Annotated in this window: 20 protein-coding genes and 3 pseudogenes; 13 read left to right on the top strand and 10 right to left on the bottom strand. The window is 69.8% G+C overall.

Annotation, left to right across the window (positions count from 1 at the left end; all coding sequences use genetic code 11):
• The first annotated feature begins 84 nt into the window (after positions 1–84).
• The 10 genes and pseudogenes from ABZ865_RS29865 to ABZ865_RS29910 form a co-directional block, all read left to right on the top strand.
• Positions 85–1,539, top strand: coding sequence for a glycoside hydrolase (locus ABZ865_RS29865; protein ID WP_361236972.1), 1,455 nt, complete (start codon positions 85–87; stop codon positions 1,537–1,539).
• A 236-nt stretch (positions 1,540–1,775) separates the two neighbouring features.
• Entirely contained in the window at positions 1,776–3,752 is a 1,977-nt protein-coding gene (locus ABZ865_RS29870; protein ID WP_361236975.1) for an alpha-glucuronidase, read from the top strand.
• A 249-nt stretch (positions 3,753–4,001) separates the two neighbouring features.
• Positions 4,002–5,003, top strand: coding sequence for an acetylxylan esterase (locus ABZ865_RS29875; RefSeq protein ID WP_361236978.1), 1,002 nt, complete (start codon positions 4,002–4,004; stop codon positions 5,001–5,003).
• Positions 5,004–5,128: 125 nt separating this feature from the next.
• On the top strand, positions 5,129–6,190 hold the full coding sequence (locus tag ABZ865_RS29880; protein ID WP_361236981.1) for a LacI family DNA-binding transcriptional regulator: 1,062 nt from the start codon (positions 5,129–5,131) through the stop codon (positions 6,188–6,190).
• Positions 6,191–6,315: 125 nt separating this feature from the next.
• Positions 6,316–7,647 (top strand): extracellular solute-binding protein, encoded by a 1,332-nt coding sequence (locus ABZ865_RS29885; RefSeq protein ID WP_361236984.1) that lies wholly within the window; start codon positions 6,316–6,318, stop codon positions 7,645–7,647.
• A 6-nt stretch (positions 7,648–7,653) separates the two neighbouring features.
• Positions 7,654–8,640, top strand: a complete 987-nt coding sequence (locus ABZ865_RS29890; protein ID WP_361236986.1) for a sugar ABC transporter permease — start codon at positions 7,654–7,656, stop codon at positions 8,638–8,640.
• Positions 8,637–9,482, top strand: coding sequence for a carbohydrate ABC transporter permease (locus ABZ865_RS29895; RefSeq protein ID WP_361236989.1), 846 nt, complete (start codon positions 8,637–8,639; stop codon positions 9,480–9,482). The genes ABZ865_RS29890 and ABZ865_RS29895 overlap by 4 nt, the downstream gene beginning before the upstream one ends.
• A 52-nt stretch (positions 9,483–9,534) precedes the next feature.
• On the top strand, positions 9,535–11,757 hold the full coding sequence (locus ABZ865_RS29900) for a glycoside hydrolase family 3 N-terminal domain-containing protein (RefSeq protein WP_361236992.1): 2,223 nt from the start codon (positions 9,535–9,537) through the stop codon (positions 11,755–11,757).
• Between the two features lie 64 nt (positions 11,758–11,821).
• Positions 11,822–12,907, top strand: coding sequence for an endo-1,4-beta-xylanase (locus ABZ865_RS29905; protein WP_361236995.1), 1,086 nt, complete (start codon positions 11,822–11,824; stop codon positions 12,905–12,907).
• 245 nt (positions 12,908–13,152) lie between these two features.
• Positions 13,153–13,254: pseudogene (locus ABZ865_RS29910) on the top strand (universal stress protein); the annotation flags it as partial.
• 81 nt (positions 13,255–13,335) lie between these two features.
• Here ABZ865_RS29910 and ABZ865_RS29915 read toward each other — a convergent pair.
• The 3 genes from ABZ865_RS29915 to ABZ865_RS29925 all read right to left on the bottom strand — a co-directional run bounded on the left by ABZ865_RS29915 (position 13,336) and on the right by ABZ865_RS29925 (position 16,696).
• Positions 13,336–14,580 carry a glycoside hydrolase family 6 protein gene (locus ABZ865_RS29915; RefSeq protein WP_361236998.1) on the bottom strand — a complete coding sequence of 415 codons (1,245 nt, stop codon included), beginning with the start codon at positions 14,578–14,580 and terminating at the stop codon, positions 13,336–13,338.
• 580 nt (positions 14,581–15,160) lie between these two features.
• Entirely contained in the window at positions 15,161–15,319 is a 159-nt protein-coding gene (locus ABZ865_RS29920) for a hypothetical protein (RefSeq protein WP_361237001.1), read from the bottom strand.
• A gap of 117 nt (positions 15,320–15,436) precedes the next feature.
• Positions 15,437–16,696 carry a SpoIIE family protein phosphatase gene (locus ABZ865_RS29925; protein ID WP_361237307.1) on the bottom strand — a complete coding sequence of 420 codons (1,260 nt, stop codon included), beginning with the start codon at positions 16,694–16,696 and terminating at the stop codon, positions 15,437–15,439.
• Between the two features lie 198 nt (positions 16,697–16,894).
• Here ABZ865_RS29925 and ABZ865_RS29930 point away from each other — a divergent pair, with 198 nt between their 5' ends.
• Entirely contained in the window at positions 16,895–17,536 is a 642-nt protein-coding gene (locus ABZ865_RS29930) for a carbonic anhydrase (protein WP_361237004.1), read from the top strand.
• 46 nt (positions 17,537–17,582) lie between these two features.
• Here the strand turns inward: ABZ865_RS29930 and ABZ865_RS29935 are convergent.
• Positions 17,583–18,531 (bottom strand): annotated as a pseudogene (locus tag ABZ865_RS29935) (L-threonylcarbamoyladenylate synthase).
• Positions 18,532–18,876: 345 nt separating this feature from the next.
• On the opposite strand from ABZ865_RS29935, the pseudogene ABZ865_RS29940 reads away from it, so the two are divergent.
• Positions 18,877–19,293 (top strand): annotated as a pseudogene (locus ABZ865_RS29940) (transposase); the annotation flags it as partial.
• On the opposite strand, the gene ABZ865_RS29945 reads toward ABZ865_RS29940, so the two are convergent.
• The 4 genes from ABZ865_RS29945 to ABZ865_RS29960 form a co-directional block, all read right to left on the bottom strand.
• Complete coding sequence (locus ABZ865_RS29945) at positions 19,290–20,831, bottom strand: oxidoreductase (RefSeq protein WP_361237007.1); 1,542 nt, start codon at positions 20,829–20,831, stop codon at positions 19,290–19,292. The pseudogene ABZ865_RS29940 and the gene ABZ865_RS29945 overlap by 4 nt on opposite strands.
• Positions 20,832–20,904: 73 nt before the next feature.
• Positions 20,905–21,750, bottom strand: a complete 846-nt coding sequence (locus ABZ865_RS29950) for a Cof-type HAD-IIB family hydrolase (protein WP_361237010.1) — start codon at positions 21,748–21,750, stop codon at positions 20,905–20,907.
• 99 nt (positions 21,751–21,849) lie between these two features.
• Entirely contained in the window at positions 21,850–23,103 is a 1,254-nt protein-coding gene (locus ABZ865_RS29955) for an MFS transporter (RefSeq protein WP_361237013.1), read from the bottom strand.
• Between the two features lie 109 nt (positions 23,104–23,212).
• Positions 23,213–23,899 (bottom strand): isochorismatase family protein, encoded by a 687-nt coding sequence (locus ABZ865_RS29960; protein WP_361237016.1) that lies wholly within the window; start codon positions 23,897–23,899, stop codon positions 23,213–23,215.
• A 190-nt stretch (positions 23,900–24,089) separates the two neighbouring features.
• On the opposite strand from ABZ865_RS29960, the gene ABZ865_RS29965 reads away from it, so the two are divergent.
• Positions 24,090–24,950: a LysR family transcriptional regulator gene (locus ABZ865_RS29965; RefSeq protein ID WP_361237019.1), complete on the top strand. Its 861-nt coding sequence runs from the start codon at positions 24,090–24,092 to the stop codon at positions 24,948–24,950.
• 90 nt (positions 24,951–25,040) lie between these two features.
• Here the strand turns inward: ABZ865_RS29965 and ABZ865_RS29970 are convergent, their stop codons facing one another.
• Both ABZ865_RS29970 and ABZ865_RS29975 read right to left on the bottom strand, forming a co-directional pair.
• Positions 25,041–25,598 (bottom strand): TrmH family RNA methyltransferase, encoded by a 558-nt coding sequence (locus ABZ865_RS29970; protein WP_361237022.1) that lies wholly within the window; start codon positions 25,596–25,598, stop codon positions 25,041–25,043.
• Between the two features lie 169 nt (positions 25,599–25,767).
• Positions 25,768–26,553 (bottom strand): Ku protein, encoded by a 786-nt coding sequence (locus ABZ865_RS29975; protein WP_361237025.1) that lies wholly within the window; start codon positions 26,551–26,553, stop codon positions 25,768–25,770.
• Between the last annotated feature and the right edge of the window lie 25 nt (positions 26,554–26,578).

A 26,578-nucleotide genomic window follows, 5' to 3' on the forward strand; every position in this document is an offset into this window, starting at 1 on the left:
ACCTGGAGCACGACGCACGTCTACCACCCACCGCACCGCACGCCCTCTGGAACCACAGGTTCACCGGACTACGGGAGCACATGGATGCCGTCGAAGCTCAGGCCCCGCCGCCTCACCCTGCTCGCCTCCGCCCTGACGCTGGCCTCGGCCGCGCTCGCCCTGCCCGGGGCCCCGGCAAGCGCCGGCACCGCGCCCGGAAGCATCGACTTCTCGGCACGCCACCAGCGCATCGACGGCTTCGGTGTCTCGCAGGCCTTCCAGCGCGCCGCCGTCATCCACGGCCTGAAGGGCCTGTCTGCCGAGAAGGGCGACGAGATCGTCGAGCTGCTCTTCTCGCGGGAGGACGGCGCGGGCCTGAGCATGCTGCGCCTCGGCGTCGGCTCGTCCACGGACGAGGTGTACGACCACATGCGGACCATCGCCCCGAACGCGCCCGCGAGCCCCGACGATCCGCTGACGTACACCTGGGACGGAAAAGATGGCGGCCAGGTCTGGCTCGCCAAGGAGGCCCGGAAGTACGGGGTGAAGCGGTTCATCGCGGATGCGTGGAGCGCCCCCGCGTACATGAAGGACAACAACTCCGACTCGGACGGCGGCACCCTGTGCGGAGTCGTCGGCACCGACTGCGCAACCGGCGACTGGCGCACCGCGTACGGCAAGTACCTCGCCCAGTACGTGAAGTTCTACAAGCGAGAGGGCATCCGCATCACCGACCTGGACTTCACCAACGAGCCCGACTGGAAGGCGTCGTACGCCTCCATGCTCTTCACCCCCGCACAGGCCGCCGATGCGGTGAAGGCGATCGGCCCGGTGCTGCGCGCCGAGGCCCCCGGCACCAAGCTGTACTGCTGCGACAGTTTCGGCTGGAACCAGGGGAAGGCGTACGCGGCCGCCATCGCGGCCGACCCGGCTGCCGAGAAGGAAGTGGCCGCGTACAGCGCCCACGGTTATGCCTCCGCCGCCACCAGCCCGCTGATCGACAGTGACAAGCCGGCGTGGATGTCGGAGTGGGCGGGCAGCGGCGTCTGGCCGAGCAAGTGGGACGACGGCACGAACGCGGCCGGTCTGTACGTGGCCGAGAACATCCACAACGCCCTCGCCCAGGCCGACGCCTCCGCCTACCTCTTCTGGCTCGGAGCCTCGATCGGCGACACCGGCGCGCTCATCCGCATGGACGGCGACAGCTACATGGTCTCCACACGGCTGCGGGCGATGACCGCGTTCAGCCGGTTCATCCGTCCCGGCGCAGTCCGCGTGGAGGCCTCCTCCGGCGACGAGGCGGTGCTCGCATCGGCGTACCGGAACACGGACGGGACCGACGTGGCCGTCCTCATCAACACCGGTACCCGGGCCACGACGACGGACATGGCCCTGAAGGCGGCGAAGGGACAGCAGGTGACCGGATACCTCACTGACGGCGATCACGACACGAGGGCGGTGGAGGGCCTCGCACAGGTCGCGGACGGACATCTGACGGCGAAACTCCCGGCCCGTTCGGTCGCCACCGTGGTCCTGGATCCGGGCCGGTCCCAGGGCTGACACCGGTTCGTCCCCGGGCTCGAGCGACAGGACGGCATCCAGTGCCGTCCTGAGGAACAAGCAGGCGAACTGCGCTGAACAGCCGGGGGACGATGACGAGCACAACCACTCCGCGAACCGACTGTCCTCACCTTCGACGCCGAACGTACAGGAAGGATCCGCCCCGAAATGACCAGCAGCGATCCCGGAGCCGTCGAGGGCGCCCTCGGCATCATGGCCCTTGAGGCGGCGGCGTCATGACCACCGTCGAAATAGATCCTGCCTGGCTGCCTGACGAGGCACTGCGCGGCGTGGGGACACGGCGGGTGTGCGTGCGCGGCGAAGGACTGCTCGTCGACACCGTACGGGCAGAAGTCGACCGCGCGTGCCGGGAGTTCGGTGGCAGCGATGACGCGGACGACACGGCGTGCGACCTGCTGCTGCAGGTGGTCGCCGGCGGTGACGACGGTCCCGAGGGGTTCACGGTGACACGGACCGCGCGGCACACCACCGTCACCGCCGCCGCCCCGGCCGGGCTCCTCCACGGCTTCTTCCACATCGTACGGATCGGCGAGGCCGCGTTCACGGAAGGCCCCGACGAGACCCACCGCCCCGCCCTCGCCCTGCGCATGCTGGACCACTGGGACAACGTCGACGTGCACCCCGTGATGGGGCAGGTCGAGCGAGGCTATGCGGGCGGCTCGCTGTTCTGGCGGGACGGACGGGCGCGAGGTGACCTCTCCAGGATCCGCGCGTACGCAAGGCTGCTCGCCTCCTGCGGCATCAACGCGCTCGCGGTCAACAACGTCAACGTCCACGCGAGCGAGACCCGCCTGCTCACCGAACGGTTCGTGGAAGTGGCCGCCATTGCGGCCGAGTTGAGGCCGTACGGCATCCGAACCCACCTCTCCGTGAACTTCGCCGCACCCCTCCAGCTCGGCGATCTCGACACCGCCGATCCGCTCGACGAGGGCGTGCGTGCGTGGTGGCGCGAGGCGACCGACCGGGTCTACGCGCTGGTCCCCGACTTCGGCGGCTTCGTCGTCAAGGCCGATTCGGAGGGGCAGCCGGGCCCGTTCGCCTACGGACGCAGCCACGCCGACGGCGCGAACCTCCTGGCCGGCGCGCTCGCCCGGCACGGCGGCACCGTCCACTGGAGGGCCTTCGTCTACGACCACCGACAGGACTGGCGCGACCGCTCGACAGACCGGGCGCGCGCCGCGTACGACCATTTCGCCCCGCTGGACGGTCAGTTCGCGGACAACGTCATCCTTCAGGTCAAGCACGGGCCGATGGACTTCCAGGTCCGCGAACCCGTCTCGCCCGTGATCGGCACGCTGCCCCGCACCCGCGTCGCCGTCGAGCTGCAGGTCACCCAGGAGTACACGGGCCAGCAGCGGCATGTCTGCGCGCTCGCGCCGATGTGGTCCCAGGTACTCGCCTTCCGGCCGGAGGGGGAGGGCGGCCCCACGGTCGGGCAACTGGTTGCCGGCGGAGGCCTCGTGGCGGTGGCGAACGTCGGTGACGACCCCTTCTGGACCGGCCATCCCCTTGCCCAGGCCAACCTCTACACCTATGGCCGCCTCGCCTGGGACCCGACCGCAGATACAGTTCAACTTCTCGACGAATGGGTGGAGTTGACGTTCACGCCGGATCTCACCGCTGACCCCGAGCGGCTGCGCTCCGGGCTTCGGGCGGTGCTGCACGGTTCCTGGGCCACGTACGAGAAGTACACCGCGCCCCTCGGCGTCGGCTTCATGGTGCAGCCCGGACACCACTACGGGCCGAGCGTCGACGGCTACGAGTACAGCACGTGGGGGACGTACCACTTCGCCGACCGCGACGGCATCGGCGTCGACCGCAGCCGGGCCACCGGCACCGGATACGCCGGGCAGTACGCGAAGCCATGGGCGGACACGTACGAGCGGGTGGAGAGCTGCCCCGACGAGCTGCTGCTCTTCTTCCACCATGTGCCGTACAGGCATGTGCTGCACAGCGGCAAGACCGTCGTGCAGCACATCTACGACACTCATTTCGAGGGAGTCGAGGAGGTCGAGGCCGCCCGCGAGGCCTGGGCCGCACTCGCCGAGCTGGTCTCGCCCGCCCGGCACACTCGGGTGACCGAGCTGTACGAGGAGCAGCTGCGCTGCGCCCGCGAGTGGCGGGACCAGGTCAACAGTTACTTCCTGCGCAAGTCCGGGGTGCCGGACGCGCACGGCCGGCGCATCTACTGAAGCCGTGGTCAGCGCGGTTTAAGGAGTACGACGCCCAGCGGGTCGAGTGTGAACGTCACGGTCGGAGACGTCATGCAGGTGCCTTCCGTCACAGGGGCATCGCATGGGCGTCGCATGGGCCGGGAAGGAGTGACCGGTAACTTTTGAGAATTTTACGGTGACGTCGCCGCAACCTGAAGCCGCACCCGATCCCGGCCAAGGGGTGTCGCACATGAGGGAGTTGGCTCCCCAGACCCGTGTGAGGTGTCCGTGCCCGCCGTCGATCTCCCCCTGGACCAGCTCGAACGCCACCGCCCACCCCTCGACGAACCTGCCGACTTCGACACCTTCTGGCAGACCACCCTGAAAGCCGCCGAGCATCCGCAGCCGGTCGTCAGTGCCGAACGGATCGACAGCGGGCTGCGGCTCGTCGAGACATGGGACGTGACGTTCCGCGGATTCGCCGGCGACCCGATCAGCGCCTGGTACACCCGGCCCGCCGGCACAGACGGCCAACTCTTGCCCGCCGTCGTGGAGTTCGCCGGGTACGGGCGCGGCCGCGGCCTCCCGCACGAGCGGCTCACCTGGGCGAACGCCGGATACGCACACCTGCTCATGGACAACCGTGGCCAGGGCGACCAGTACGGCAGTGGCGGCGCGACCCCCGACCCGCACGCGAACGCGCCCGGTGGCCCCGGCGCCATCGTGCGCGGCATCCTCGACCCGCACGACCACCACTACCGGCGGCTGATCACCGACGCGGCGTGCTCCGTCGCCGCGCTGCGCGCGCTGCCCGGTGTCGCCGCGGACCGGGTCGCGGCCGTCGGCAACAGTCAGGGCGGGGGAGTGGCCCTCGCGGTCGCGGGACTCGTCCCGAACCTGGCGGCCGTGCTGGTCAGCGCGCCGCTGCTGTGTGGCATCCGGCGCGCCCTGGACCTCACCGACGACGGGCCCTACGGAGAGGTCGCCGCCTATCTGGCCGTGCACCGGGGCGCCGAGAGGGCCGCGTACCGGACGCTGGCGTACGTCGAGGGGATCTCCTTTGCGCGCCGCGCGTACGCTCCCGCCCACTTCGGGGTCGGCCTGCGCGACACGGTCTGCCCGCCCAGTGGCGCGTACGCCGCATACCACCGCTACGGCGAGCTGACCGGCCACGATCCCGCGCGGGAGATTCACGCGTATCCGTTCAACGGGCACGAGCACGGGGACGCCACGCATACGCGGCGGCAACTTGCCTGGCTGCACGCGGTGCTGGACGGCGGGCTGGCGTAGATTCGAGCCCGCACGTTCGACGAGCCGGACGGACGCTGCCTCTACCGCGAGCAGGCCGGTGGCATGTTCTACGCTTTCCGGAAGATGTGCGGAAGTTTTCCGGACGCAGAGCTACGGAGGTGGGGATGGTGGCCCCGGACGGCGCCCAGCACAAGACAGCCACGCGGAGCTCGGACGGGCCGGCCAAGGTGACGATCACCGAGATCGCGCGGGAGGCCGGGGTCTCGGTGCCGACCGTCTCACGAGTCGTCAACGGACGTTCGGACGTGTCGCCGGCCACCCGGGCGAGGGTCGAGGACCTGCTGCAACGGCACGGCTACCGGCGCCGCCCGCCCGCTCCCGGTGCCCGGCCGGTTCTGCTCGACCTGGTCTTCAACGACCTCGACAGCCCCTGGGCCGTGGAGATCATCCGCGGGGTCGAAGAGGTCACGCACGAGTCGGGCGTGGGGACGGTGGTCTCCGCGATCCACGACCGGGCGGACGCGGCCCGGCAGTGGATGACGAATCTACGGGCCCGCGCGTCGGACGGCGTGATTCTTGTGACCTCCGTCCTGGAGCCGAGACTCCACGACGAACTGCGGCGTCTGGGCGTGCCGCTGGTGGTGATCGACCCGGCCGGCTCGCCCGCGTCCGAGGAACCGACCATCGGCGCCACCAACTGGGCGGGCGGCATGGCCGCGACCGAGTACCTGCTGGGCCTGGGGCACCGCAGGATCGGCTTCATCGAGGGTCCGTCCCGCCTGATGTGCTCACGGGCCAGGCTCGACGGCTACCGGGCCGCGCTCGACGTCGCCGGAGTACCGGTCGACGGCGAACTGATCGTGCCCGGCGACTTCTACCACGAGTCCGGGTTCGCCGGCTGCAACCAGCTGCTCGACCTGGACGACCCGCCGACCGCCGTGTTCGCGGCCAGTGATCAGATGGCGCTCGGCGCGATGGAGGCACTGCGCCGCCGAGGGCTGCGTGTGCCCGAGGACATGAGCGTCGTCGGTTTCGACGATCTGCCGGAGATGCGCTGGGCGTCGCCGCCTCTGACGACGGTCCGCCAGCCGCTGTCCGACATGGGCAAGCTGGCGGCACGGGTCGTCCTGGACCTGGCCCGGTCCGTCGTACCCGCGTCACCACGTGTGGAACTCGCCACTGAGCTGGTGGTCCGGGCGAGCACCGCGCCGCCGCGCCGGGTGTAGCGGAAGATAGCACTCCGGGGGTGTCAACGGCCCATTTTGTTAAGGGCGTTGACACCCCCGACGCGTGCCCGTAACTTGCGTGGCCATGTCCCGATAAGTTTCGTAGGACTTCCGGAAGGTGCGCCATGTCAACCTTCGACCGTGCCGCTGCAACCGCTTCCAGCGCCGCGTCATCTGCTTTCTCCCGCCGCCGGTTCCTGGGGATCGCGACAGCGGCGGGCCTGGGCGCGGCGGGTCTGTCCGCCTGCTCGGACGACTCAGGCACCACCGACAGCAAGGGTCGTACTGTCGTGGAGTGGTGGAACATCCAGACCACCGAGCCGTCCAAGAGCGTCTGGCCCGAGCGGGCCAAGGCGTTCGAGGCCGAGCACCCCGACGTGCACATCAAGCTCGTCACGCTGGAGAACGATGCCTACAAGTCGAAGATGACGGCGCTGACCAGTTCCGGAAAGCTTCCGGACATCTATCACACGTGGGGTGGCGGCGTTCTCAAGCAGCAGATCGACGCGGGCCTCGTCGAGGACCTCACCGACACCGTCAAGCCCATGGCCGGCACCCTCGTCGGGGTCTCCGCAAAAGCCTACGAGTTCGACGGCAAGTCGTACGCGATGCCCTTCGACATCGGCGGCGTCGGCTTCTGGTACAACAAGGCGCTCTTCAAGCAGGCCGGCATCTCGTCCCCGCCCGCCACCTGGGACGACTACCTGGACGCCGTGAAGAAGCTGCAAGGCGCCGGGATCACGCCCATCGCCCTGGCGGGCAAGGAGAAGTGGCCCGGCATGTACTTCTGGGCCTACCTGGCGATGCGTATCGCCGGTGTCGACGGCATGCAGAAGGCCGCCGACGCCAAGGACTTCACCGGCGACGACTTCGTCAAGGCCGGTGAACGCCTCGAGGAGCTCATCGCCCTTCAGCCGTTCCAGAAGGGCTTCCTCGGCGCCGCGTACTCCACGCCCATCGGCGAGGCCGCGGCCATGGGCAACGGCAAGGCCGCGATGGAGCTGATGGGCCAGTGGGCGCCGGTCGTGCAGGCCGACGCGGGCAAGGGCATCGGCGAGGACCTCGGGTTCTTCACCTTCCCGACCGTCGCGGGAGGCAAGGGCGCCGCAACCGACATCTTCGGCGGAGGCGGCGGCTACGCCGTGCGCAAGGGCGCGCCCAAGGCGGCCGCCGAGTTCCTGAAGTTCTTCTTGTCGACCGAGTCCGACAAGATCCTCGTGTCCAAGGGCTCGATGATGCCCGTCGTGAAGGACGCCACCGGCTCCCTCACCGACCCCAACCTCAAGCTCGTCTCCGCCGCCCTGGACAAGGCGACCGGATTCCAGCTCTACCTCGACCAGGCCTACCCGCCTGCCGTCGGTCAGGAGGTCAACGACTCGGTCGCCGCCCTCATCGCCGGCGCCAAGTCACCAGAGCAGGTGGCGCGTTCCATCACCCAGGTCGCCAAGAGCCAGTAGTCCACGATGACCTCGACCCAGATCAACGAGGCACCCGCTCTCGCCAAGGCACCGGCGGCACCGGCACACAACCGGCGACCGCTGGTGCAACGGGTCCGGGACTGGCTGACCGCCTTCTCCTTCACCGTGCCCGCCCTCGTTCTGTTCGCCCTGTTCGTCCTCACGCCGATCCTCTACGCGCTGTACGTCAGCTTCTTCAACTGGGGCGGATTCGGAACGCCTTCGGACTTCGTCGGCACCGACAACTACACCCGCTTGTTCGACGACCCGGTCTTCCTCGGCGACCTGTGGCGCGGCCTGCTCCTGGTCGTGTTCTCCGTCGGCCTGCAGCTTCCGTTCGCGCTCGCCATGGCCGTCCTGCTCAACCAGAAGCTGCGTGGCCGTGCCGTCTACCGGATGCTGTTCTTCGCGCCGTACGTCCTGTCCGAGGTCATCACCGGAGTCCTGTTCTCCATGATCTTCGCGCCGGACGACGGACTCGCCGACAAGGTGCTCGGCTCGATCGGCCTCGACAGCCTCGGCGGTCTCTGGTTCGCCGACCAGGACTGGGTGCTGCCCACCCTGTTCCTCGTCATGATGTGGAAGTACTTCGGCTTCCACATGATGCTGTACCTGGCCGGCCTGCAGGGCATCCCCGCCGAGCTGCACGAGGCGGCCCGGATCGACGGCGCAGGTCCCTGGCAGCGCTTCCGCGACATCACTCTGCCGCTGCTCGGACCGACCATCCGCATCAGCGTCTTCCTGTCCGTGATCGGCGCCATCCAGCTCTTCGACCTGGTGTGGGTCACCACCCAGGGCGGCCCCGACCACCACTCCGAGACGATGGCCGTCACCCTTTTCCAGTTCGGCTTCAAGCGCTACCAGATCGGCTATGCCAGCGCGATGAGCATCGCCATGTTCCTCATCAGCCTCGTCTTCGCCCTCGCCTACCAGCGGTTCGTGCTGCGCCGTGACACCGAAGGAGCCCTCACCACCATGCGAGGCAACCGATGAGCGGCCTGACACCCGCAGCCCGCCGGCGGCTGCGCTCCACACCGCTGTACGTCATCGTGTGGCTGGTCGGCGTCGTCATGGTCACCCCGCTCCTGTACGCGCTGGTGTCCGGCTTCAAGTCCACCGACCAGCTCTCCCGGAACGCCTTCGGGCTGCCCTCGCCCTGGGTCGTGTCCAACTACACGGACATCCTGGCCGACAGCTCGTTCTGGCGGATGCTCGGCTCGTCCACGCTGGTCGCCGTCGGCACCACGGCCCTCACCGTCGGCACCGCCGCGCTCGCGGCGTTCGCGCTCGCCCGGTTCGCCTTCAAAGGAAGGGAGTTGATGTTCACTCTCTTCGCCATCGGGCTGATGTTCCCGTTCGCCGTGGCGATCCTGCCGCTGTTCATCCTGCTGCGCACATTCGGGCTGCTCGACAACCCGTGGGGCGTGATCCTGCCACAGGCCGCGTTCGGTCTGCCCATGACCATCGTCATCCTGCGCGGCTTCTTCCGGGAGATCCCCGGCGAGCTGGAGGAGGCCGCCACGCTCGATGGCTGCTCCCCGTTCGGCTTCTTCTGGCGGATCCTGCTGCCGATGGCGCGGCCTGCGCTCGGCACCGTCTCCGTCCTCGCCGTCGTCGGCAGCTGGAACAACTTCCTGCTCCCGCTGCTCGTCTTCAGCGAACCCACCTGGTGGACGATCCCCGTCGGCGTCCAACAGTTCCAAGGCCAGTACGCCGCAGACATCGCCCGCGTCTTCGCGTACCTCGTCCTCGCCATGGTGCCCGCGCTCGGCTTCTACGCGGTGGCCGAACGGCAGTTGATCGGCGGCATCACGATGGGCGCGACCAAGGGCTGACGGCGCCGTCACCCATCAACCGGCCTACTTTCTATCGCACTTGAGGAGTTCCATGGTCGAGCCATGGCAGGACACCACCCTGCCCGCGCACACCCGGGCGGCGGACCTGCTCGCCCGGATGACCACCGAGGAGAAGACCGCCCAGCTGTCCAGCGTATGGATCGGCGCCGATACCGAAGGCGCCGACGTCGCCCCCGGCCAGCACACCTACGCCTCCCGCAGCGCCGCCCTCGACGCGCTGCTCCCGTACGGGCTTGGCCACCTCACCCGACCCTTCGGCACGGTGCCCGTCGAACCGGCCGAGGGTGCGGCCCGTCTCGCGGAGCTGCAGCGCACTATCCGCGCGGGCAACCGGTTCGCCCTGCCGGCCATCGCCCACGAGGAGTGCCTGACCGGCTTCACTGCCTGGCAGGCCACCGTCTTCCCGACGCCGCTCGCCTGGGGCGCCACCTTCGACCCGGCGCTGATCACGGAAATGGCCCAGGCCATCGGTACGTCGATGCGCGCGGTCGGCATCCACCAGGGACTCGCTCCGGTCCTCGACGTCGTGCGCGACGCCCGCTGGGGCCGCACCGAGGAGTCCATCGGTGAGGACCCGTACCTGGTCGGCACCATCGGCACGGCGTACGTACGGGGACTTCAGGCCGCGGGCATCGTCGCCACGCTGAAGCACTTCGCCGCCTACTCGGCCTCGCGCGCCGCGCGCAACCACGCCCCCGCCTCGATCGGCCCGCGGGAGCTCGCCGACGTGATCCTGCCGCCGTTCGAGATGGCAGTGCGCGAGGGCGGTGCCCGCTCCGTGATGCCCGCCTACAACGACATCGACGGCCTGCCCGCCCACGCCCATGCCGGACTGCTCACCCAACTCCTCCGTGATCAGTGGGAGTTCGCCGGTACCGTGGTCTCGGACTACTACGGCGTCTCGCTGCTCGACGAGGCTCATCGCATCGCCGACGGCGAAGGCGCGGCGGCGCGCATCGCGCTGGCGGCCGGCGTCGACGTGGAGCTGCCGGCGGCCCGCTGCTTCAGCCCCAAGGATCCGCTGCCCGAGGAGCTGCTCGACCGGGCGGTGCTGCGCGTCCTCACCCAGAAGTGCGAACTGGGGCTGCTCGACGCCGACTGGGAACCGGTCACCGGCGACCTGCCCGTCGACCTGAACCCCCCGCACATGCGGGAGCTGGCGCAGAAGGTGGCCGAGGAGTCGGTCGTCCTGCTCGCCAACGACTCCGGGGTCCTGCCGCTGCGCGACGGGCTGCGTATCGCGCTCCTCGGTCCGCTCGCCGACGAGCAGGCGGCCATGCTCGGCTGCTACACCTTCCCCCGGCATGTGGGCGTCCACCACCCCGACCTGCCGACCGGCGTCGAGGTACCGACGCTCGCCGACGCGCTCCGCGCCGAGCTGCCGGGCGCCGTCATCGGCGAGGACCTCTCTGCCGCCGATGTCTGCGTCGTCGTCGCCGGTGACCGGTCAGGTCTGTTCGGACGCGGCTCGTCGGGTGAGGGATGCGACGCCGAGGACCTGGAACTGCCGTACGGGCAGGGCAAGTTGCTGGACGAGGCGATGGCCTCCGGCGTGCCGGTCGTCATCGTCGTGCTCAGCGGCAGGCCCTATGCGCTCGGCCGCTGGGCCGACCGGGCCGCAGCGGTCGTCCAGGCGTTCTTCCCCGGGCAGGAGGGCGGCGCCGCCGTCGCGGGCGCCCTGTCCGGGCGTGTCGACCCGTCCGGGCGCCTGCCCATCGGGGTACCCCGCACGCCCGGCGGCCAGCCCGCCCCGTACCTGGCCCCGCCGCTCGGCCGGCACGGCTTCCCCAGCACCGTGGACCCGACCCCCCTGTACCCGTTCGGCCACGGCCTGTCCTACACGACGTTCGCCTGGGACGCGCCCCGGTGCGACACCGTCGAATTGCCCACCGACGGCGAGACCACACTGCGCCTCACCGTCCGCAACACCGGCAAGCGGCCCGGCACCGAGGTCGTCCAGCTCTACCTCCACGACCCCGTCGGCACCGTCGCCCGGCCCGAGGTCCGGCTGGTCGGCTACGCCCGCATCACGCTCGACGCCGGAGCGTCAGCCGAGGTGCACGCCACGTTCCCAGCCGACCTGGCCGCATACACCGGCGCCGACGGCCGCCGCGTCGTCGAATCCGGCGCCCTGGAGCTGCGCGTCGCCGCGTCCAGCGAACACGTCCACCACACCGTGCCGCTCACCCTCACGGGTCCGGTGCGCGAGGTCGGCCACGACCGCAGGATGCGCTGCGAGCTCCGCGTCAAGTGACCCCACGGACCAGCCCCGCGCAAGACAACCACACCAGCCCTCCCCACCGCTGAGGAGACGCACCATGAGCACACCCGCACGCCGTTCGCACGTCAGATCCGCCGCACTCGCCGCGTCGGCGGCCCTGCTGCTCGGCCTCGCCGTCGCCCCGGCCGCCCAGGCCGACACCGACGGCGAGAAGAGGACGAAGACGCTGCACGAGCTCGCCCGCGAGACCGGGCGCTACTTCGGCTCCGCCGTCGACAACCCGGAGCTCGCCGACACCGAGTTCGCCGATCTGCTCGGCAAGGAGTTCGGCCAGACGACACCCGGCAACGGCATGAAGTGGTACGCCACCGAACCGCAGCGCGGCGTCTTCGACTACACCGCGGGCGACGAGATCGTGAACTACGCGAAGGCCGAGCACCTCAAGGTGCGCGGCCACACCCTGCTGTGGCACAACCAGCTGCCGAGCTGGCTCACCTCCGGCACCTGGACCAAGGACGAACTGCGTTCGATCCTCAAGAACCACATCACGAACGTCGTCAAGCACTACCGCGGCAAGGTCTTCGCCTGGGACGTCGCCAACGAGATCATGAACGAGGACGGCACCTACCGCCAGAACATCTTCTACAAGACCATCGGCCCGTCCTACATCGCCGACGCCCTGCGCTGGGCCCGCGCCGCCGACCCCCACGTCAAGCTCTACCTGAACGACTACAACGTCGAGGCCATCGGACCCAAGTCGGACGCCTACTACACGCTCATCAAGCAGCTCAAGGCCGACGGCGCCCCGATCGACGGCTTCGGCATGCAGGCACACCTCGCGCTGCAGTACGGATTCCCCGACCGGCTGCAGCAGAACATCCAGCGATTCGCCGACCTCGGTGTCGATGTCGCCATCACCGAGCTCGACATCCGCATGATCCTTCCCTCCGACACGGCCAAGCTGGCCGAACAGGCCGACTGGTACGGGAAGGTGACCGACGCCTGCCTTGCTGTGCGACGCTGTGTCGGCATCACGGTGTGGGGCTACACCGACCGGCACTCGTGGATCCCGTCGGTCTTCCAGGGCGAGGGCGCCGCCCTGCCCTGGGACGAGAACCTGCAGCACAAGCCGGCGTACGACGCGATCCACGACGCCCTCGCCGCGGCCGCGCAGGAGGACTGAGACGCGCATCAGCCGCCCGGGCAGACGGCGCTCCCGGTATCCCAGTCGATGGTGAAGTCGGCGCGGGAGAAGCCCTGGTCCTGCCGGGACTGGCGACTGCTGTCGTGCGGAGCTGGTCCCAGTAGCTCCATGCCGTGCGCAGGGCCCATCGTCCCCTCTGAAGGACCAGCGGTTCCCGCCCGCAGAACGCCCTGAACAGACGCTGGAATCGGGCCCTTCAGGCCCTGATTCAGGAGGTGGAGAACATGCCCCGCACCATCACCGTGGGTCTCGACGGCTCGCCCGAGAGCCGCGCCGCCGCGGAATGGGCGGCCCGTGAGGCGAAGCTGCGCGGACTGCCGGTGAAGCGGTCGAGGGCCTGGACCTCATCTTGACGTCCTGCGCAGCAAGCGCGCCCAGGGTTGTGGAAGGAAGGGGCGCGGGCCCGGTCAGCGCAGCAGCTTGGGGTTGGCGTTGTGCACCAGCTCCAGGGCCTGTTGCGGGAACCACTTGCCGGCCGCCGGGTCCTGGTAGCCTCGCTCGGGGTCCTCGGGGCCTGCCGTGCCGCGGGTGCACTGCCCGTCTGACTCTCCGGGGATCTTCACCCACAGCCTGGCGTCGGCCAGCGGGTCCCCCGTACTGAGCGTGGGCCGGGCACCGGTGCCGCGGCCGGGCGGGTTGCACCAGTCCTGCGGGTCGGAGTAGACGCCGGTCGGCGGGGTCCACGGGCCCTGGCCGTTGCGGCTGGTGTCGGTCACGAAGTGCTTCATGGCCGACGGCGCCGCGTGCACATGCGCGTCGAGCCATGCCTGGGCGTCGTTCACCGGCCACCACTGGTTGGGGCAGTCGGCCGCCGGGCCGCCCTCCGACACGTAGCTCAGACAGGACGAGATCAGTTTGCCGTACCAGGCGAGCTCGCTGTCGGAGCGGTAGTTGGAGATGTTCAGGAAGAAGCCGGTGGCGTCGTCGATGCCCGCGGTGACCAGGCGGGGCACGATGTCGTTGACGCTGTGCCAGCCGCTGTGCCCGGCGTCCAGGTAGACCTTGGTCCCGGCCAGCGGCTCCAGGGCGTCGACCGCGTAGTGGATCTCCGTGTAGCGCTCGGTGGTTCTGCTGCCCTGCGCGTCGTCCTGGCCGCAGTCCGAGGGCAGCAGCGCGAGCGAGTCCGGCTCCAGGATCACGGTGGCGGGCAGCCCGCCGATGCCTGAGCGCACGGCGTCGATCCAGGCCTCGTACTGCGGGGTGTCGGCGGCGCCGCCGGCCGAGTACTGGGCGCAGTCCCGGCCCGGGATGTTGTAGAGCGCCAGCACCGGCAGCGCGTGGCGCCTGGCCGCGTCCACGACCGTCTCGTGCACCGACTCCCGCACCTCGTCGGGCGTGCCGTCGCCGTACCACACGGCCTGCGGAGTCAGCGTCATCGCCAGTACGCCGGCCGCGTCCTTGAACTGCCCGTGCCGCACCAGGTCAAGGATCTGGCGGTTGGCATCCGGGTTCGCGGGTGGGGTGAACAGGGCGGCGGGTGGCTCCGGGTGCGCCGGCGCCGCGGCCTGCGCGGGAGCGGCGGCGAACGCGGTGGCGGCCAGCGCGGTGGCGGCTGCGGCGACGGTGAGCAGTCGGGGGGCTCCGACGGTTCGGCCGGTTCGGCCGGTTCTGACGGGTGTTCCGGTGCTTCCGGCACGGTCGCGTGCGGTCATGCGGGCGGCTCCTCGGATACGTGGGGTGGCCGTGCGCGTTCACGCCGGATTGGGAGCGCTCCCATGCACGGCACCAAGGAATTAACTCCTCATATGGCGGCGGCGTCAATCCCCCCGACCAGCTTCAAGAAGTGAATCTTCAGAAGTGTGACGGCAACTCAGGAAGCGCCCCTTCCCGGCCGGTCGCCCGCGCCGCTTCCGCCAGACATCCGATGGCGTCCAGCGGCCCCCGGCCGACACCGTTGCGATGTCGGCCGGGGAGTGGAAGTTGTCGCCCTCCGTGAAGGGCGGCAGAGCCGTTGCGTGAACAGGCGAGGCACCGCGGTCTTCCGCCACCGGCGACGCCTGCGACCCCGATGCACGGCGGTCGACGCTCAGCGCGGCGCCCAGCGACTGGTATCCCCTCCTCCCCAATCCCGTCGTCGCCGAATCGCTCCTCGACCGACTGATCAATACCAGCCACCAGGTCATCATGAACGGCCCCAGCTACCGTCCGAACAAGCGGCCCAAGTGTCCTTGCCGAGCTCGCCGGCGGACACGCCGACCGCACCTGGGACAAGCGGCTCCGGGATACGTGAACTCAGCCCCGGGGAATTACGCGAACGTTGTCGACTCCGGTCTTCAGGTTGTCCGGGACCCGGGGCAGTTCATCGACTTGTTCGCGGGCGGCGTGGAAAGCGTCGGTGCCGGTGGCGTCCGGGATGAGGTGAGCGGGGCAGGGGATCGGCAACTGCTGCATAACGGGAATCGTGACAAAGCCCTGCCGCTCTCGGCTGTGTTGACGGGGCGGACCGCCAGGGCCGCCATGCGACCGCACCAAGCCGGCCGCCTTCACCCATGGCCGAACTGAGCCTGATCAGTACGGTCGGGTCGTTCGCTCCAGGCGGACGACGATGATGGCGATGTCGTCGTTACCGCCACTGGCGAGGCCGAGGCGGGCGAGGAGGGCGTCGGCGAGGTGTTCCGCACCGAAGTCGGTGCAGGTGGCGAGTGTCGAGGTCAGGCGGGTCAGGCCGGCGTCGATGTCCTCACCGCGGCGTTCGATCAGGCCGTCGGTGTAGAGGATGAGGGTGTCGCCGGGGGCGTAGGTCTTGTTGGCCTGGGGGCGGGGGACGTGTTCGGGGCGGGCGCCCAGGGGTGGGTCGGTGGCCTGGTCGAGCACCTCGCAGGAGCCGTCCGGGTGCAGGAGGACGGGTGGGGGGTGGCCGGCGCTGCTGTAGATGAGCAGGTGGCTGTGGCAGTCGACGAGGACCTGGACGGCGGTGGCAGCCAGTGCTCCCTCGACCGAGCGGGCGTACAGTCCGAGGACTTCCAGGGCCTGGGCGGGACCGTGGACGGTGCGGGTGGCGGCGCTCAGGGCGCTGCGGAGCCTGCCCATGATGGTGGCGGCCATCAGCCCGTGGCCGACCACGTCGCCGACCGTGACGGTGAAGCGGTCCGCGGGCAGGTCGACCGCGTCGTACCAGTCGCCGCACACGTTCAGTGATCCCGTGGCGGGCAGGTAGCGCACGGCGATGTTCGGGTGTCGGGCCAGGTCGGGGGAGTGGAGCATGGCTTCTTGGAGGGCGACGGCGATGCGCCGTTCACGGGCGTGGGCCTGCCGCAGTTCCTCGTTCAGTTGCTGCAGTTGCCGGGCGCGGGCGTACAGCTCGGCTTCCATGGCCGCTTCGCGGCCGGGGCTGATCGTGGGCGGGTGCGCGGTGCGGTGGGCGCGGACGACGTCGGTCATGTCCTCGGACCGGTGGATGATCCAGGCGACTTTTCCGTCCGGGCCGAGGACGGGCACGTTGATTGCGGTCCACCACCGCTCCTTGAACACCTCGGGATTTCCGGGGACCGGGATGTCGTACTTCTGCAACGCCATGTGATCGGTCTGGCCGGAGGACAGGACACGGTGCAGGGAGGCTTTCAGTGTGTCCACCCCGTCGGCCTCCGGGTCGGCGGGGTTGTCCGGGAAGACATCGAAAAGGTACTGCCCGAGCAGCTCGGCCCGGCTGCGTCCGGTCACCTCGCAGAAGGCCCGGTTGGCAGCGGCGATCACCAGGTCCGTGCCGAGCACCAGGCACGGGCTCGGAAGGGCGGCGAAGACCCCGGGGTAGTCGATCTTTGGTGTCACACGCATTCCCTGCCAGCGGCTTCCTCTTCAATCTACGGAAAGTCCAGCTCCCGCGCCCGCCGGGCGCGCTCGTGGGCAGCGGGTTGTACCGCTGGCTCGCGGCCCGTGTCGTGGGATGGGGTGTGGACGGCGGCGCGGGAAGAGGCTTACGCATGGCCAGGCGATGTGACGCCTGGCGCCGGGTTCTAGGCTGCAGCCATGACCGAGATCCAGAGCCCGACGCCCCGCGACGCCTTCGAGCTGCTGCTGGCCGGTAACCAACGCTTCGTCGCGGGCACCCCCGAGCACCCGAACCAGGACGCCACCCGCCGCGCCGAGACCGCGCCTGCCCAGCAGCCCTTCGCCGTGCTGTTCGGGTGTTCCGACTCCCGGCTGGCCGCCGAGATCATCTTCGACCGCGCCCTGGGCGACCTGTTCGTGGTGCGCACCGCGGGCCACGTCCTGGGTGCGGAGATGCTGGGCAGCATCGAGTACGGCGTAGACGTGCTCGGCTGCCCGCTGGTTGTGGTCCTCGGCCACGACTCGTGCGGCGCGGTCGGCGCCGCGTGCGCCGCGCTGCAGGACGGCATGACACCGGCCGGATACGTCCGGGACGTCGTGGAGCGGGTGACGCCCAGCGTGCTGGCGGCGCGGGCAGCCGGACGCGTGAGTGCCGAAGAGATCCTCGCCGAGCACATAAGGCACACCGTCGACCTGCTGCTGGACCGCTCCCGGGTCCTCGCCGAGAAGGTCGCCGCCGGCCGGGCCGCCGTGGTGGGCCTGTGCTACCGCCTGGCCGACGGCAGCGCACAGCTCGTCGCGGCCCGCGGCCTCGATGTGGCGGTGCCCGCCGCGTCCTGAGCGCCATGGCCGTGGCTGCTCGGGCACGCCACCAATCCGATGTTGGTCACGCGGAGATCCGGGGCCCTGCGGCGCGGCGGAGCCGGTTGGCGATCGCCAGTCCCAGCCCCTCCTCCACGGGCAGGGACGCGACGATGAGGTCGCACCCCTGCTCGTCGAGCTTGCGCAGGAACCCGTACAGCTCGCGCGCGTAGGCGGCCATCGAAGAGGGGACCGCCACCACGGCGTGCACCTTCACCGCAGCGTCGGCGAAGGAGGCAGGCAGAAAGACGCCCACCTGGTGCCCCAGCTCCTGCGCCAGCTCCGCTTCGGCGACGACCTTCTCCGGCTCGACGAGAACGACCCGCGCGCGGCGCGTAGTGCGACGGATGCTGGCCCGGCACCCGCACACGGCTCGTCGAAGGAACCGCAAGCGGGCACCCCAGCACCGCTTCCAGGTCCTCGCGCGTCACCCCGCCCGGCCGCAGGATGCTCGGGGCATCGCCCGTGACATCGACGATGGTCGACTCGACGCCGACCTCGCAGGGACCGCCGTCCAGCACGAAGTCGACCGCCTCGCCGAGCTCGGCACGGACATGGTCCGCCGTCGTGGGACTGACCGAGCCGAAGCGGTTGGCGGACGGAGCCGTGACACCACCGCCGAAGGCCGACAGCAGCGCGAGCGCGACGGGGTGGTCGGGCACACGCACGGCCACGGTCTCCAAACCACCCGTCGCTTCGAGGGGCACCCGTCGGCCGCGCCGCAGGACCAGCGTGAGCGGCCCCGGCCAGAAATGCTCGGCCAGCAGGCGCGCCGCCTGGGGCACGTCCTCGACCCAGTCGTCCAGATGCTCCGCGCCGCCGATGTGGACGATCAGCGGATGGGAGGGCGGACGTCCCTTGACCTGGAAGATGCGCGAGACGGCGGCGGGGTCCTCGGCGTTGGCGCCCAGCCCGTAGACGGTCTCGGTCGGGAGGGCCACCAAGCCGCCGGCGCGCAGCACACCGGCCGCCATCTCGATGTCACTGGTTCTTGTCTCCACCTTTGTAATCCTAGGTGCCTCAAGACCGGCGAGGCTCGTGATCAATCTCAGCGTCAACCACCAACGCGTCGCGCCGCCCAAGGTCCCTCGATCCCGGATTCGCAGAAGCGAGTCGTCCCGACTTCAGGAGCATCCCGTGGCCCCTCTTGGGCTCACCTCGGCGATACCCCTATGGAAGCGATGAGGGGCCGTGGACGCGACGGAAGGCCTCGTAGGCCTTTGCTACCGCTGTCCGCCCTTCAGGGGCGAGCCGGTAGGCATCCTGCACAGCGCCGACCTGGGGGTATATATGTTCGATCGCTTCCATTCAGCGCCCCCCACTTGATCACCGACGCCGCCGGCATCCCGCTCGCTGCCACCCTGACCGACGGCAACCGCAACGACGTCACCCAGCTGATCCCACTCCTGCAAGCCGTGCCAGCCGTGCGGGGCAAGCGAGGCCGACCCCGGCGCCGCCCGGACGTGGTGCTGGGCGACCGCGGCTACGACCACGACAAGTACCGCCGCCTCGTCTGGGACCTCGGCGTGAAGCCGCTGATCGCGCGACCCGGCACCGAGCACGGCTCCGGCCGTGGCACCCAACGCTGGGTCGTAGAGCGCGCCTTCGCCCATCTGCCCTGGTTTCGCCGCCTGCGAATCCGCTGGGAGATACGCGACGACATCCACGAAGCCTTCCTCACTCTGGGATGCGCACTGCTCTGCTGGCGACGCCTGAACTCAGCTGTCGCCCGCTAATTTTTCTGCAATGCGCGAGTGACACCAGCGATGACGGCGGTCGTCAGCACCCAGCCGAAGGCGATCAGCAGGTAGGCCAGCCACTGCAGGCTGTCGTTCGACCAGTACCAGGCGGTGCGCTGACCCAGGCCACCGATGGGGATCAAGAGGTCGAGTGTGTAGACGAGGGGCTCGAAGGGGGCGCCTTGACCTCGTTGGACTGGGTTGGGGGAGTGAATGCCGAAGGACAGCGTGCCCAGCAAGGTCAGCGCGAGTAGCCAGACGCCGGCCAGCCAGGGTCGATAGCCGTAGCCGACGGTAACGTCGAGCAGATGCCCCCACGCTCGCGCTGCCGGATGCAGTGTGCTGCGGCGGTGACGCTGCTTGGCCAGGAGCACCCGACGCGCATCGTCATCGTGGCCGGCCATCCGGTACCAGCTCGCCAACTGCTCGTACGGCTGTGGGCTGTAGCCGGGACCGCGGCGTATCCACTCCACACGGTAGGCCACAGGGTGTCGACGCCCCACCGCCTCCCGTCGTTCACCCGCCTCGACGGCCTTGATGGAGCCGTAGACGAAGCCGTCCAGCTCCACCACGTCCGGCCAGCTCTGCTCACTGTCGTGGAGATAGGACACCTGCGCGCCCCGCAGGTCCACGGTGCCTGACGGCGGCCGGGCGAGGGTGAAGTCAAAGTCGGCCACCCGCATCAGGAGGCCCGCCAGGGCCGTGCCGTCACCGTCGGCTGCCGCGTTCAGGACAGCTCCTTCGAAAGTCAGGTTGTCTGAGACCCGGGCGCCGCGCAGCCTCACAGCCCCGTCTGCGGTGAAGCCCCCGGAGAAGTTCAGCGTCGACGCCACGACGCTGTCCAGAGCCAGGGCCACTCCGCGCGGCCCTGGGCGTCCCAACGGTACGGGGCACTCCAGGTGTGCACCCTGCATGAACAGTCCACCTGGCAACTGCGCTCCCAGCAGGCGTATGCCGCCACGGGCGGTGAACCCGTGCATGCAGAAGACACCGCCTCCCATGCGGAGGCCGTCCGCGATCACGGCCCAGCCCTCGGACACGCACACCCGCGTGCCATTCAGCACCAACTCGCCCGCTACCGAGGCATTCAGAAGATCCAGGCATCCCTCTATGCGTGACCGTGACAGATCGAGGTGCCCCTCGACTCGAACCAAAGCGACATCGAGGCCCGGCAGCCAGCTGTCCACGATGCGGATCGTCCGGGTCGACGCCCCGTGGAGCTTCGGCGCTTTCTCGAACCAGCACTCCTCGATCCGGAGAGCCTGACCGAGTTCCAGGTCCGAGAGATCCAGACAGCCGTTGATCCGTGCACCGGCGAGCCTCAGACATGCGGCGGCGCCTGGTTGCGCGGCGTTCACACCCGAGAGCAGAGCCGCGATCACTGCGGCCCGAACCGTCCGCCCGGGGCCCCACTGCCCGCCCTCGGTGGCACGGTCATCCTCGGGCACACCCGTGCGAAGGTCCACGTGGCGTCCCTCGGGGAACGCGTCCCACAGCTCACGCTCCGGTGAAGTCAACTCGTCATATGAGAGCACTCATGCAGAGTAGTGATCTTCCTGCGCACTCGCCTTGCGCAACCTTGTGCGGATCGGAGGACGACCCATTCTGTTAACAGCACACCGCTTTTTGTCCCACGCCGACGCGGCGAACGAACCGTTCGAGGGCCTGGGCGACGCCGTCCTCGTCGTTTGAGGCGGTACGACCGCGGGCGGTCCGTAGGACGTCGGGGTGTGCGTTGGCCATGGCGTAGGACGTGCCGACCGCCTTGAGCATGGGGAGGTCGTTGGGCATGTCGCCGAATGCGGCGATCTCGTCGGCGGTGATGCCGAGCCGACTGCTCCACGCGAGGAGTGTGGCGGCCTTGGTGACGCCGGGTGCGCTGAATTCCACCAGCGACAAGCCGGTGGAGTGGGTTGTTTCGGCGCTGTTGCCGGCGCTGCGGCGCGCCTGCTCGTGGAAGACATCGAGGGGCAGTGTGGGGTGGTGGGCGAGGAGCTTGAGTACGTGGCGGCCCGGCGCCGGTGCGAGCAGGTCCTCGACGGAATCGATCAGCTCGACGGGTTCCGTTCCGAATGTTCCGAACGACCAGTTGGGGTAGTCCGGTTCGTGGCCGTATACCGTCTCGTATTCCACGGCGAACGGGACACCGGGCACGGCATCGCGCAGCCGCGGCACGAGTTCGGTCGCCGCGTCGGAGCGTATCGGGGAGATGTGGATCGTGGTTGCGTCCGGCGCGTACAGGGCGGCGCCGTTGGCGGCGATGATGTGGTGCCGTCCGATGGTCTCCAGCAGGGTGGGTACGCAGCGCGGCGGGCGGCCGGTGACGAAGGCGATGCGGATGCCGGCCTTGCTTGCCGCGGTCAGTGCGGCCCGGGTGCGTTCGGACAGGCTGCCGTCGCTGTGCAGGAGGGTGCCGTCGAGGTCGGTCGCCACCAGCTTCGGCGTCGTTGTCATGGTGCACCCTCCGAACCTGGGGGCGGGCTGGTCGAGTCGGCTCAAGTCGGCCGGGCGTGGCGCTGCACGGGTCTTTGGGCCCGGCAGCGGTAGGTGTGCTCAGTCGGTGTGGCTGGGGCGGCGGGCGAGGAGGCCGGCTGTGGTGAGCAGGGCGAGCAGGACGCCGGTGAACCAGGTCATCGCGGTGGTCACGGTGGTGTGGCGGGTGGCGATGCCCAGGCCGATCGCGGGCAGGGCGAGGCCCAGGTAGGAGATGAGGAAGAGGCCGGCGAGGGCTTCGCCGCGCTTGGCCGGGGTGGCCATGGCGACGACGGTGCCGACCGCGGACTTGAACAGGACTCCGGCGCCGCCACCGGCCACAAGGCCGGCCACGATGAACGCGGTGAGGTTGGCGGTGTGCATGCCGATGGCGAGTGCGACCACTCCGGCGGCCTGGGCATACAGGCCGATGCTCCTCCGTATCCCGGCATCGAGTCGGCTGGTGAGGGTCTGGGCCGCGGCGGAGGCGCCGAACACGGCGAACACGGTCAGTCCGGCCAGTGCGCGTGAGGGGTGGTGCAGGGTGCCGCCGACGAAGGCGGGGGCCAGCGAGGTGAACAGTCCGAAGACCGCGAAGGACGCGAAGCCCGCGGCTGCCGCGGCCAGGTATCCGGCCCGGTCGCCGTGGTCGGTGCTGACGCGCTGCGGCCGGTAGGCGGGCCTGACGGACTGCACCTGGACCGTTTCGGGGGTGAGCGCGACCGCAGCGATGCTGATGATCAGCAGGGCGCCGAAGACGAGGTAGGGCAGGCGCAGCGGCGCGTCGAGGTACTGGGCGAGGAGGCCGGCGACGAGCGGGCCGAAGCCGAGGCCGCCGATGTTGGCCGCGGTGGACACGATCTCGAACCGCTGCGACGAGGCGCCGGGGCGGTGCGCGCTGTGCAGTTCGTGCAGATGCGCGGTGGCGGTCGCGGTGAGCATGCCGACGCCGAGGCCGGTGACCAGCCGGGCGAGGAGGAGGACCGGGAGGGACGGTTCGGTGAGGAACATGACGGCGGCGACCAGTTCGAGGGTCAGCGCCGTGATCAGGATCTTGCGTCGGCCGACCCAGTCCGAGACGTGCCCGGCCAGCAGCAGACTGGCCAGTACGCCGATGGCGTAGACGGCGAAGACGATCGTGACGGTGAACGTGGAGAAGCCGTCGCGTGCCTGGTACAGGGGATACAGCGGCGTCGGGACGGTGGAGAACGCCATGGCCGTGACGAACGCCGAGGCGATCAGCCAGAACCCGGCCCCGTGCCGGCGGGCCGAGTGCCGCTCGGCGATCTGCTGGGCGGGTGCCCGGCGAGCGTGCCGGGGCGCGGACAACGACATGGGGGTGCTCCGATTTCGTGACGGAATGGCAGCCGACGTCTCGGACCGACACCGGCCGTGGGGAGCGGGCCGCTGCCCCGGGCCCACCGGCCCGGGGCAGCGAAGGGATTCAGGCCAGCCGGCCGCGGGCCTGGGCCCACTTGACTTCGGCGCCGGCGCCTTCGCCGCCGGTGGCCTCTGCCTGGGCGCGGGCCACGGACTCCATGACGGCGGCGTAGCCGGGGCTGACGCTGGCGTAGATGCCGCCCCAGGCGGCCCAGTCCTCGCGGGCCCAGGTCTTCTGCAGCTCGGCCGCCACGCCGAGGACGTCGACGACCTTCACGCCGGCGCGGCTGAGGCGCTCGATCGAGATCCGCTGTGCTTCGTCGGAGTAGGTGCCGGAGGCGTCGATGACGGCGTACACGTCGTATCCCTCGGCGAGGGCGGCCAGCGCGGGCTCGACGACGCAGACGCTGGTCATGATGCCGGCGACGAGGAGGGTGCGACGGCCGGTCTGGGCGACTGCGCTGCGGAAGCCTTCCACGTCCCAGGCGTTGATCTCGCCGTGACGCTGGACGTAGGTCGCCTGGGGGGCGTTGTCGAAGACCTCGGGGATCAGGGGGCCGTTGGGGCCCTCGGAGACCGACGCGGTGGCGATCACCGGGGCGCCGGCCAGGGTGGCGGCCTTCGCCAGGACGGCCACGTTGTTGCGCAGCTCGTGGACGTTGGTGTGGTTGACGATCTGCAGCAGGCCGCTCTGGTGGTCCACCAGCAGGACCGCGGCGTCCGCGGGATCGATGAGGCCGTTGTTCGACATGACGTCTCCTTGCTTCAAGGGCGGGCGTCCGGCACCGGGCCGGATTCCCTCGTTCACCGGCAGCTCCCTCGCTGCCGACGACCTCTTCAACCTCGTGCCCCAGCAGCTACTTCCCCCTTGGAGGAGATGGCTGCAGATGACGGTAATCTCTGTTTGAGATATCACAGCCCGACGGTCGTACGGAGGCGGAATGGATCTTCGGCAGATGGAGGTCGTCGTGGCGGTCGCCGAGGAAGGCGGCTTCAGCGCGGCGGCGCGACGCCTGCACGTGGTGCAGTCTGCGGTCTCCACCACGGTGCGCACCCTGGAGCGCGAACTCGGCGCACCCCTCTTCCACCGGACCACCCACCGGGTGTCCCTCACCCCGGCCGGCCAGGCGTTCCTCCCCGCCGCTCGCGCCGCACTGCGGGCCACCGAGGAAGCCCGCGCCGCCGTCGACCTCGTCAAAGGAGAGCTGAGGGGAGAGATCACGATCGGTGTCATGCAGGGCCTGTACACGGGCCTCGCCCTGGCGCTGGCCGCCTTCCGTCACCAGCATCCGCAGGTGACGGTCAGGCTCCGCCAGGCGTCGGCCGACGACCTCCTGCAGGCACTGCGCGACGGCACCACGGACGTGGCCGTCGTGGCACTGGCCCGTCCTCAGCAGCGAGGACTGACCGCACGCGTGCTGAAGGAGGAGGAGATGGTCCTGATCACGGCACCGAGCCGTGCCGTGGAACCCGAGCGACCGGTCACCCTCGCCGAGGTCGCGGGCCTGCCATTGGTGGAATTCCCCGTCGGCTGGGCGATCCGGCACTCGGTCGACCGGGCCTTCCGCGCGGCCCTCGTCGACCGCACCGCGACCTTCGAGGTCAACGACGTTCTGGGCGCCACCGACCTGGTCCGCCAGGACCTCGGCGTGTGCATCATGCCGGAATCCCTGGCCGCCCGCTTTCCCGACCTGCCGGCACACCGGTTCGCCCGGAACGCACCGACCTGGAAGGTGATGGTGGTGCACCCTCGCGGGCAGGTGTCTCCGGCCGTCACCGCGCTGCTGGGCCACATCAAGTAGGCAGTGGCGCGGCGCCCGGTAGGCGGGACGCGTCGGTCACATCCGCCCTCGCCGTGAGCGGTTCTTCTCAGTGCTGACGAGCGGTTCTTCTCAGTGCTTGCGCGAAGCCATGCGCTGCCGTACGGCCTCGTAGGTGAAGAGGGCGGCCGGCACCGCGACGCTGAGCGAGTCCACCTGGCCGAACATCGGGATCTTCGCCTTGGTGTGGCTACCGGCGAGCCACTGGTCCGACAGGCCGTACTTATCGTTGCCGACGAGGATCGCCGTGGGCCCGGTCATCTCGACGTCCGCCATGAGAACGTCCGTGTCGGGCGTCGTGGCGACCACGTTCACCGAGTGCTCGGCCAGCCAGTTCATGACCTCATCGGAGCCGGCGGAGGCGATCGGGACGGCGACCACCGTGCCCTTGCTGGCCCGGATCACGTTGGGGTTCCCCAGTCGGTCACGGGATTGGCCGAGATCACGGCGGTCACCCCGGCCGCATCCGCGGTGCACCGACGCTGACCCGGACTGGAACCCCGAAGCTCTGGCCAACGACACCCTCGCCGCACTCTCGCTTGAGCCGCGCCGGGCGAAGTCGCTCGCGGCTGGCTGGCGAGACCTCCCGATCGAGCAGATCGGCGATCTGCGCCGTCCCAAGAACCTCACCCCGGGAGACCCCTGAACAGCGCCTCGCCCGGTCGAAGCGCGGCAGTACGAACCGGCACCAGACGATCACGGCCCGCGCCGGGCGAGGACCTCGAACACGCAGTCGGCGTCCTGGAGGTAGTTCACGTGGGTGCGGCATTCGTCCGCGATCGCGGCGAAGCCGCAGGGTTTATGGCCGAGGCCGTGGTGAGGGACGCTCGTGCGCCCGCTCGGCTGCCCGGACGCTTGCCTCGAGTGCTGCCAGCAGGTCCAGCGCCGGCGCTGGCTCCGCTGGCTCGACGAGCTCACCGCCGGTGATCTTTGCGTCCACGAGTTGCTCAAGGGCGTGGGCGTATTCGTCGTGTACCTCGCCGACGTTGATGCCGGTAAGTTCTCGGATCAGTACTTCGGCCAGCTCCAGTTCCCGGTCGGTGACCGGCGTGGAGGGTGCGAGGTCTCCGGGGTCGCGCAGCTCGTCCTGCCACAGGAGAGTCTGAAGGATGAGCATTCCGTGGCGGGGGCGGAGCAGCGCCAGGCGCTCCCGGCTGCGCAGGGCGACCTTGGACACGGCGACGTAGCCGGTGCGGGCGAGTGCCTCGACGAGCAGGGCGTACGGGCGGTCGGCGCCCGGTCCGGGACCGGCGTAGTACGGCCGCCCGAAGCTGATCGGGTCGATGTCCTCGAAGGGCACGAAGCCGAGCACGTCGATGGTCCGCTTTGTGGGCAAGGGCAGACGTGCGAGGTCCTCCTCCGTGAGCGGCACCACGCGCCCGTCTGCCAGGGCAAAGCCCCTGCCGACTTGTTCGTAGGGGATCTCCCGGTTCTCGGCCTTGCAGAAGCGGCGGTGCTCGACGCGGCTGCCATCGGCGACATGGATCTCGTGAAGGCGCACGGGATGTTCCTCCGTGGCCGCGTACAGCCTGATCGGCAGAGCGACCAGCCCAAACTGGATCATCCCGGACCACGTGGCCTTCATGTGTCCAGAGTCATTCACCAGCAGA

Source organism: Streptomyces sp. NPDC047085 (genome assembly GCF_040643735.1).
Classification (GTDB): domain Bacteria; phylum Actinomycetota; class Actinomycetes; order Streptomycetales; family Streptomycetaceae; genus Streptomyces.

Excerpts from the sequence above, each read along its gene's own strand:
- ABZ865_RS29865 (WP_361236972.1), top strand. The coding sequence starts at position 85 with ATGCCGTCGAAGCTCAGGCCCCGCCGCCTCACCCTGCTCGCCTCCGCC.
- ABZ865_RS29870 (WP_361236975.1), top strand. The coding sequence starts at position 1,776 with ATGACCACCGTCGAAATAGATCCTGCCTGGCTGCCTGACGAGGCACTG.
- ABZ865_RS29880 (WP_361236981.1), top strand. The coding sequence starts at position 5,129 with ATGGTGGCCCCGGACGGCGCCCAGCACAAGACAGCCACGCGGAGCTCG.
- ABZ865_RS29885 (WP_361236984.1), top strand. The coding sequence starts at position 6,316 with ATGTCAACCTTCGACCGTGCCGCTGCAACCGCTTCCAGCGCCGCGTCA.
- ABZ865_RS29890 (WP_361236986.1), top strand. The coding sequence starts at position 7,654 with ATGACCTCGACCCAGATCAACGAGGCACCCGCTCTCGCCAAGGCACCG.
- ABZ865_RS29895 (WP_361236989.1), top strand. The coding sequence starts at position 8,637 with ATGAGCGGCCTGACACCCGCAGCCCGCCGGCGGCTGCGCTCCACACCG.
- ABZ865_RS29900 (WP_361236992.1), top strand. The coding sequence starts at position 9,535 with ATGGTCGAGCCATGGCAGGACACCACCCTGCCCGCGCACACCCGGGCG.
- ABZ865_RS29905 (WP_361236995.1), top strand. The coding sequence starts at position 11,822 with ATGAGCACACCCGCACGCCGTTCGCACGTCAGATCCGCCGCACTCGCC.
- ABZ865_RS29915 (WP_361236998.1), bottom strand. The coding sequence starts at position 14,580 with ATGACCGCACGCGACCGTGCCGGAAGCACCGGAACACCCGTCAGAACC.
- ABZ865_RS29920 (WP_361237001.1), bottom strand. The coding sequence starts at position 15,319 with ATGCAGCAGTTGCCGATCCCCTGCCCCGCTCACCTCATCCCGGACGCC.
- ABZ865_RS29930 (WP_361237004.1), top strand. The coding sequence starts at position 16,895 with ATGACCGAGATCCAGAGCCCGACGCCCCGCGACGCCTTCGAGCTGCTG.
- ABZ865_RS29950 (WP_361237010.1), bottom strand. The coding sequence starts at position 21,750 with ATGACAACGACGCCGAAGCTGGTGGCGACCGACCTCGACGGCACCCTC.
- ABZ865_RS29955 (WP_361237013.1), bottom strand. The coding sequence starts at position 23,103 with ATGTCGTTGTCCGCGCCCCGGCACGCTCGCCGGGCACCCGCCCAGCAG.
- ABZ865_RS29960 (WP_361237016.1), bottom strand. The coding sequence starts at position 23,899 with ATGTCGAACAACGGCCTCATCGATCCCGCGGACGCCGCGGTCCTGCTG.
- ABZ865_RS29965 (WP_361237019.1), top strand. The coding sequence starts at position 24,090 with ATGGATCTTCGGCAGATGGAGGTCGTCGTGGCGGTCGCCGAGGAAGGC.
- ABZ865_RS29975 (WP_361237025.1), bottom strand. The coding sequence starts at position 26,553 with ATGAAGGCCACGTGGTCCGGGATGATCCAGTTTGGGCTGGTCGCTCTG.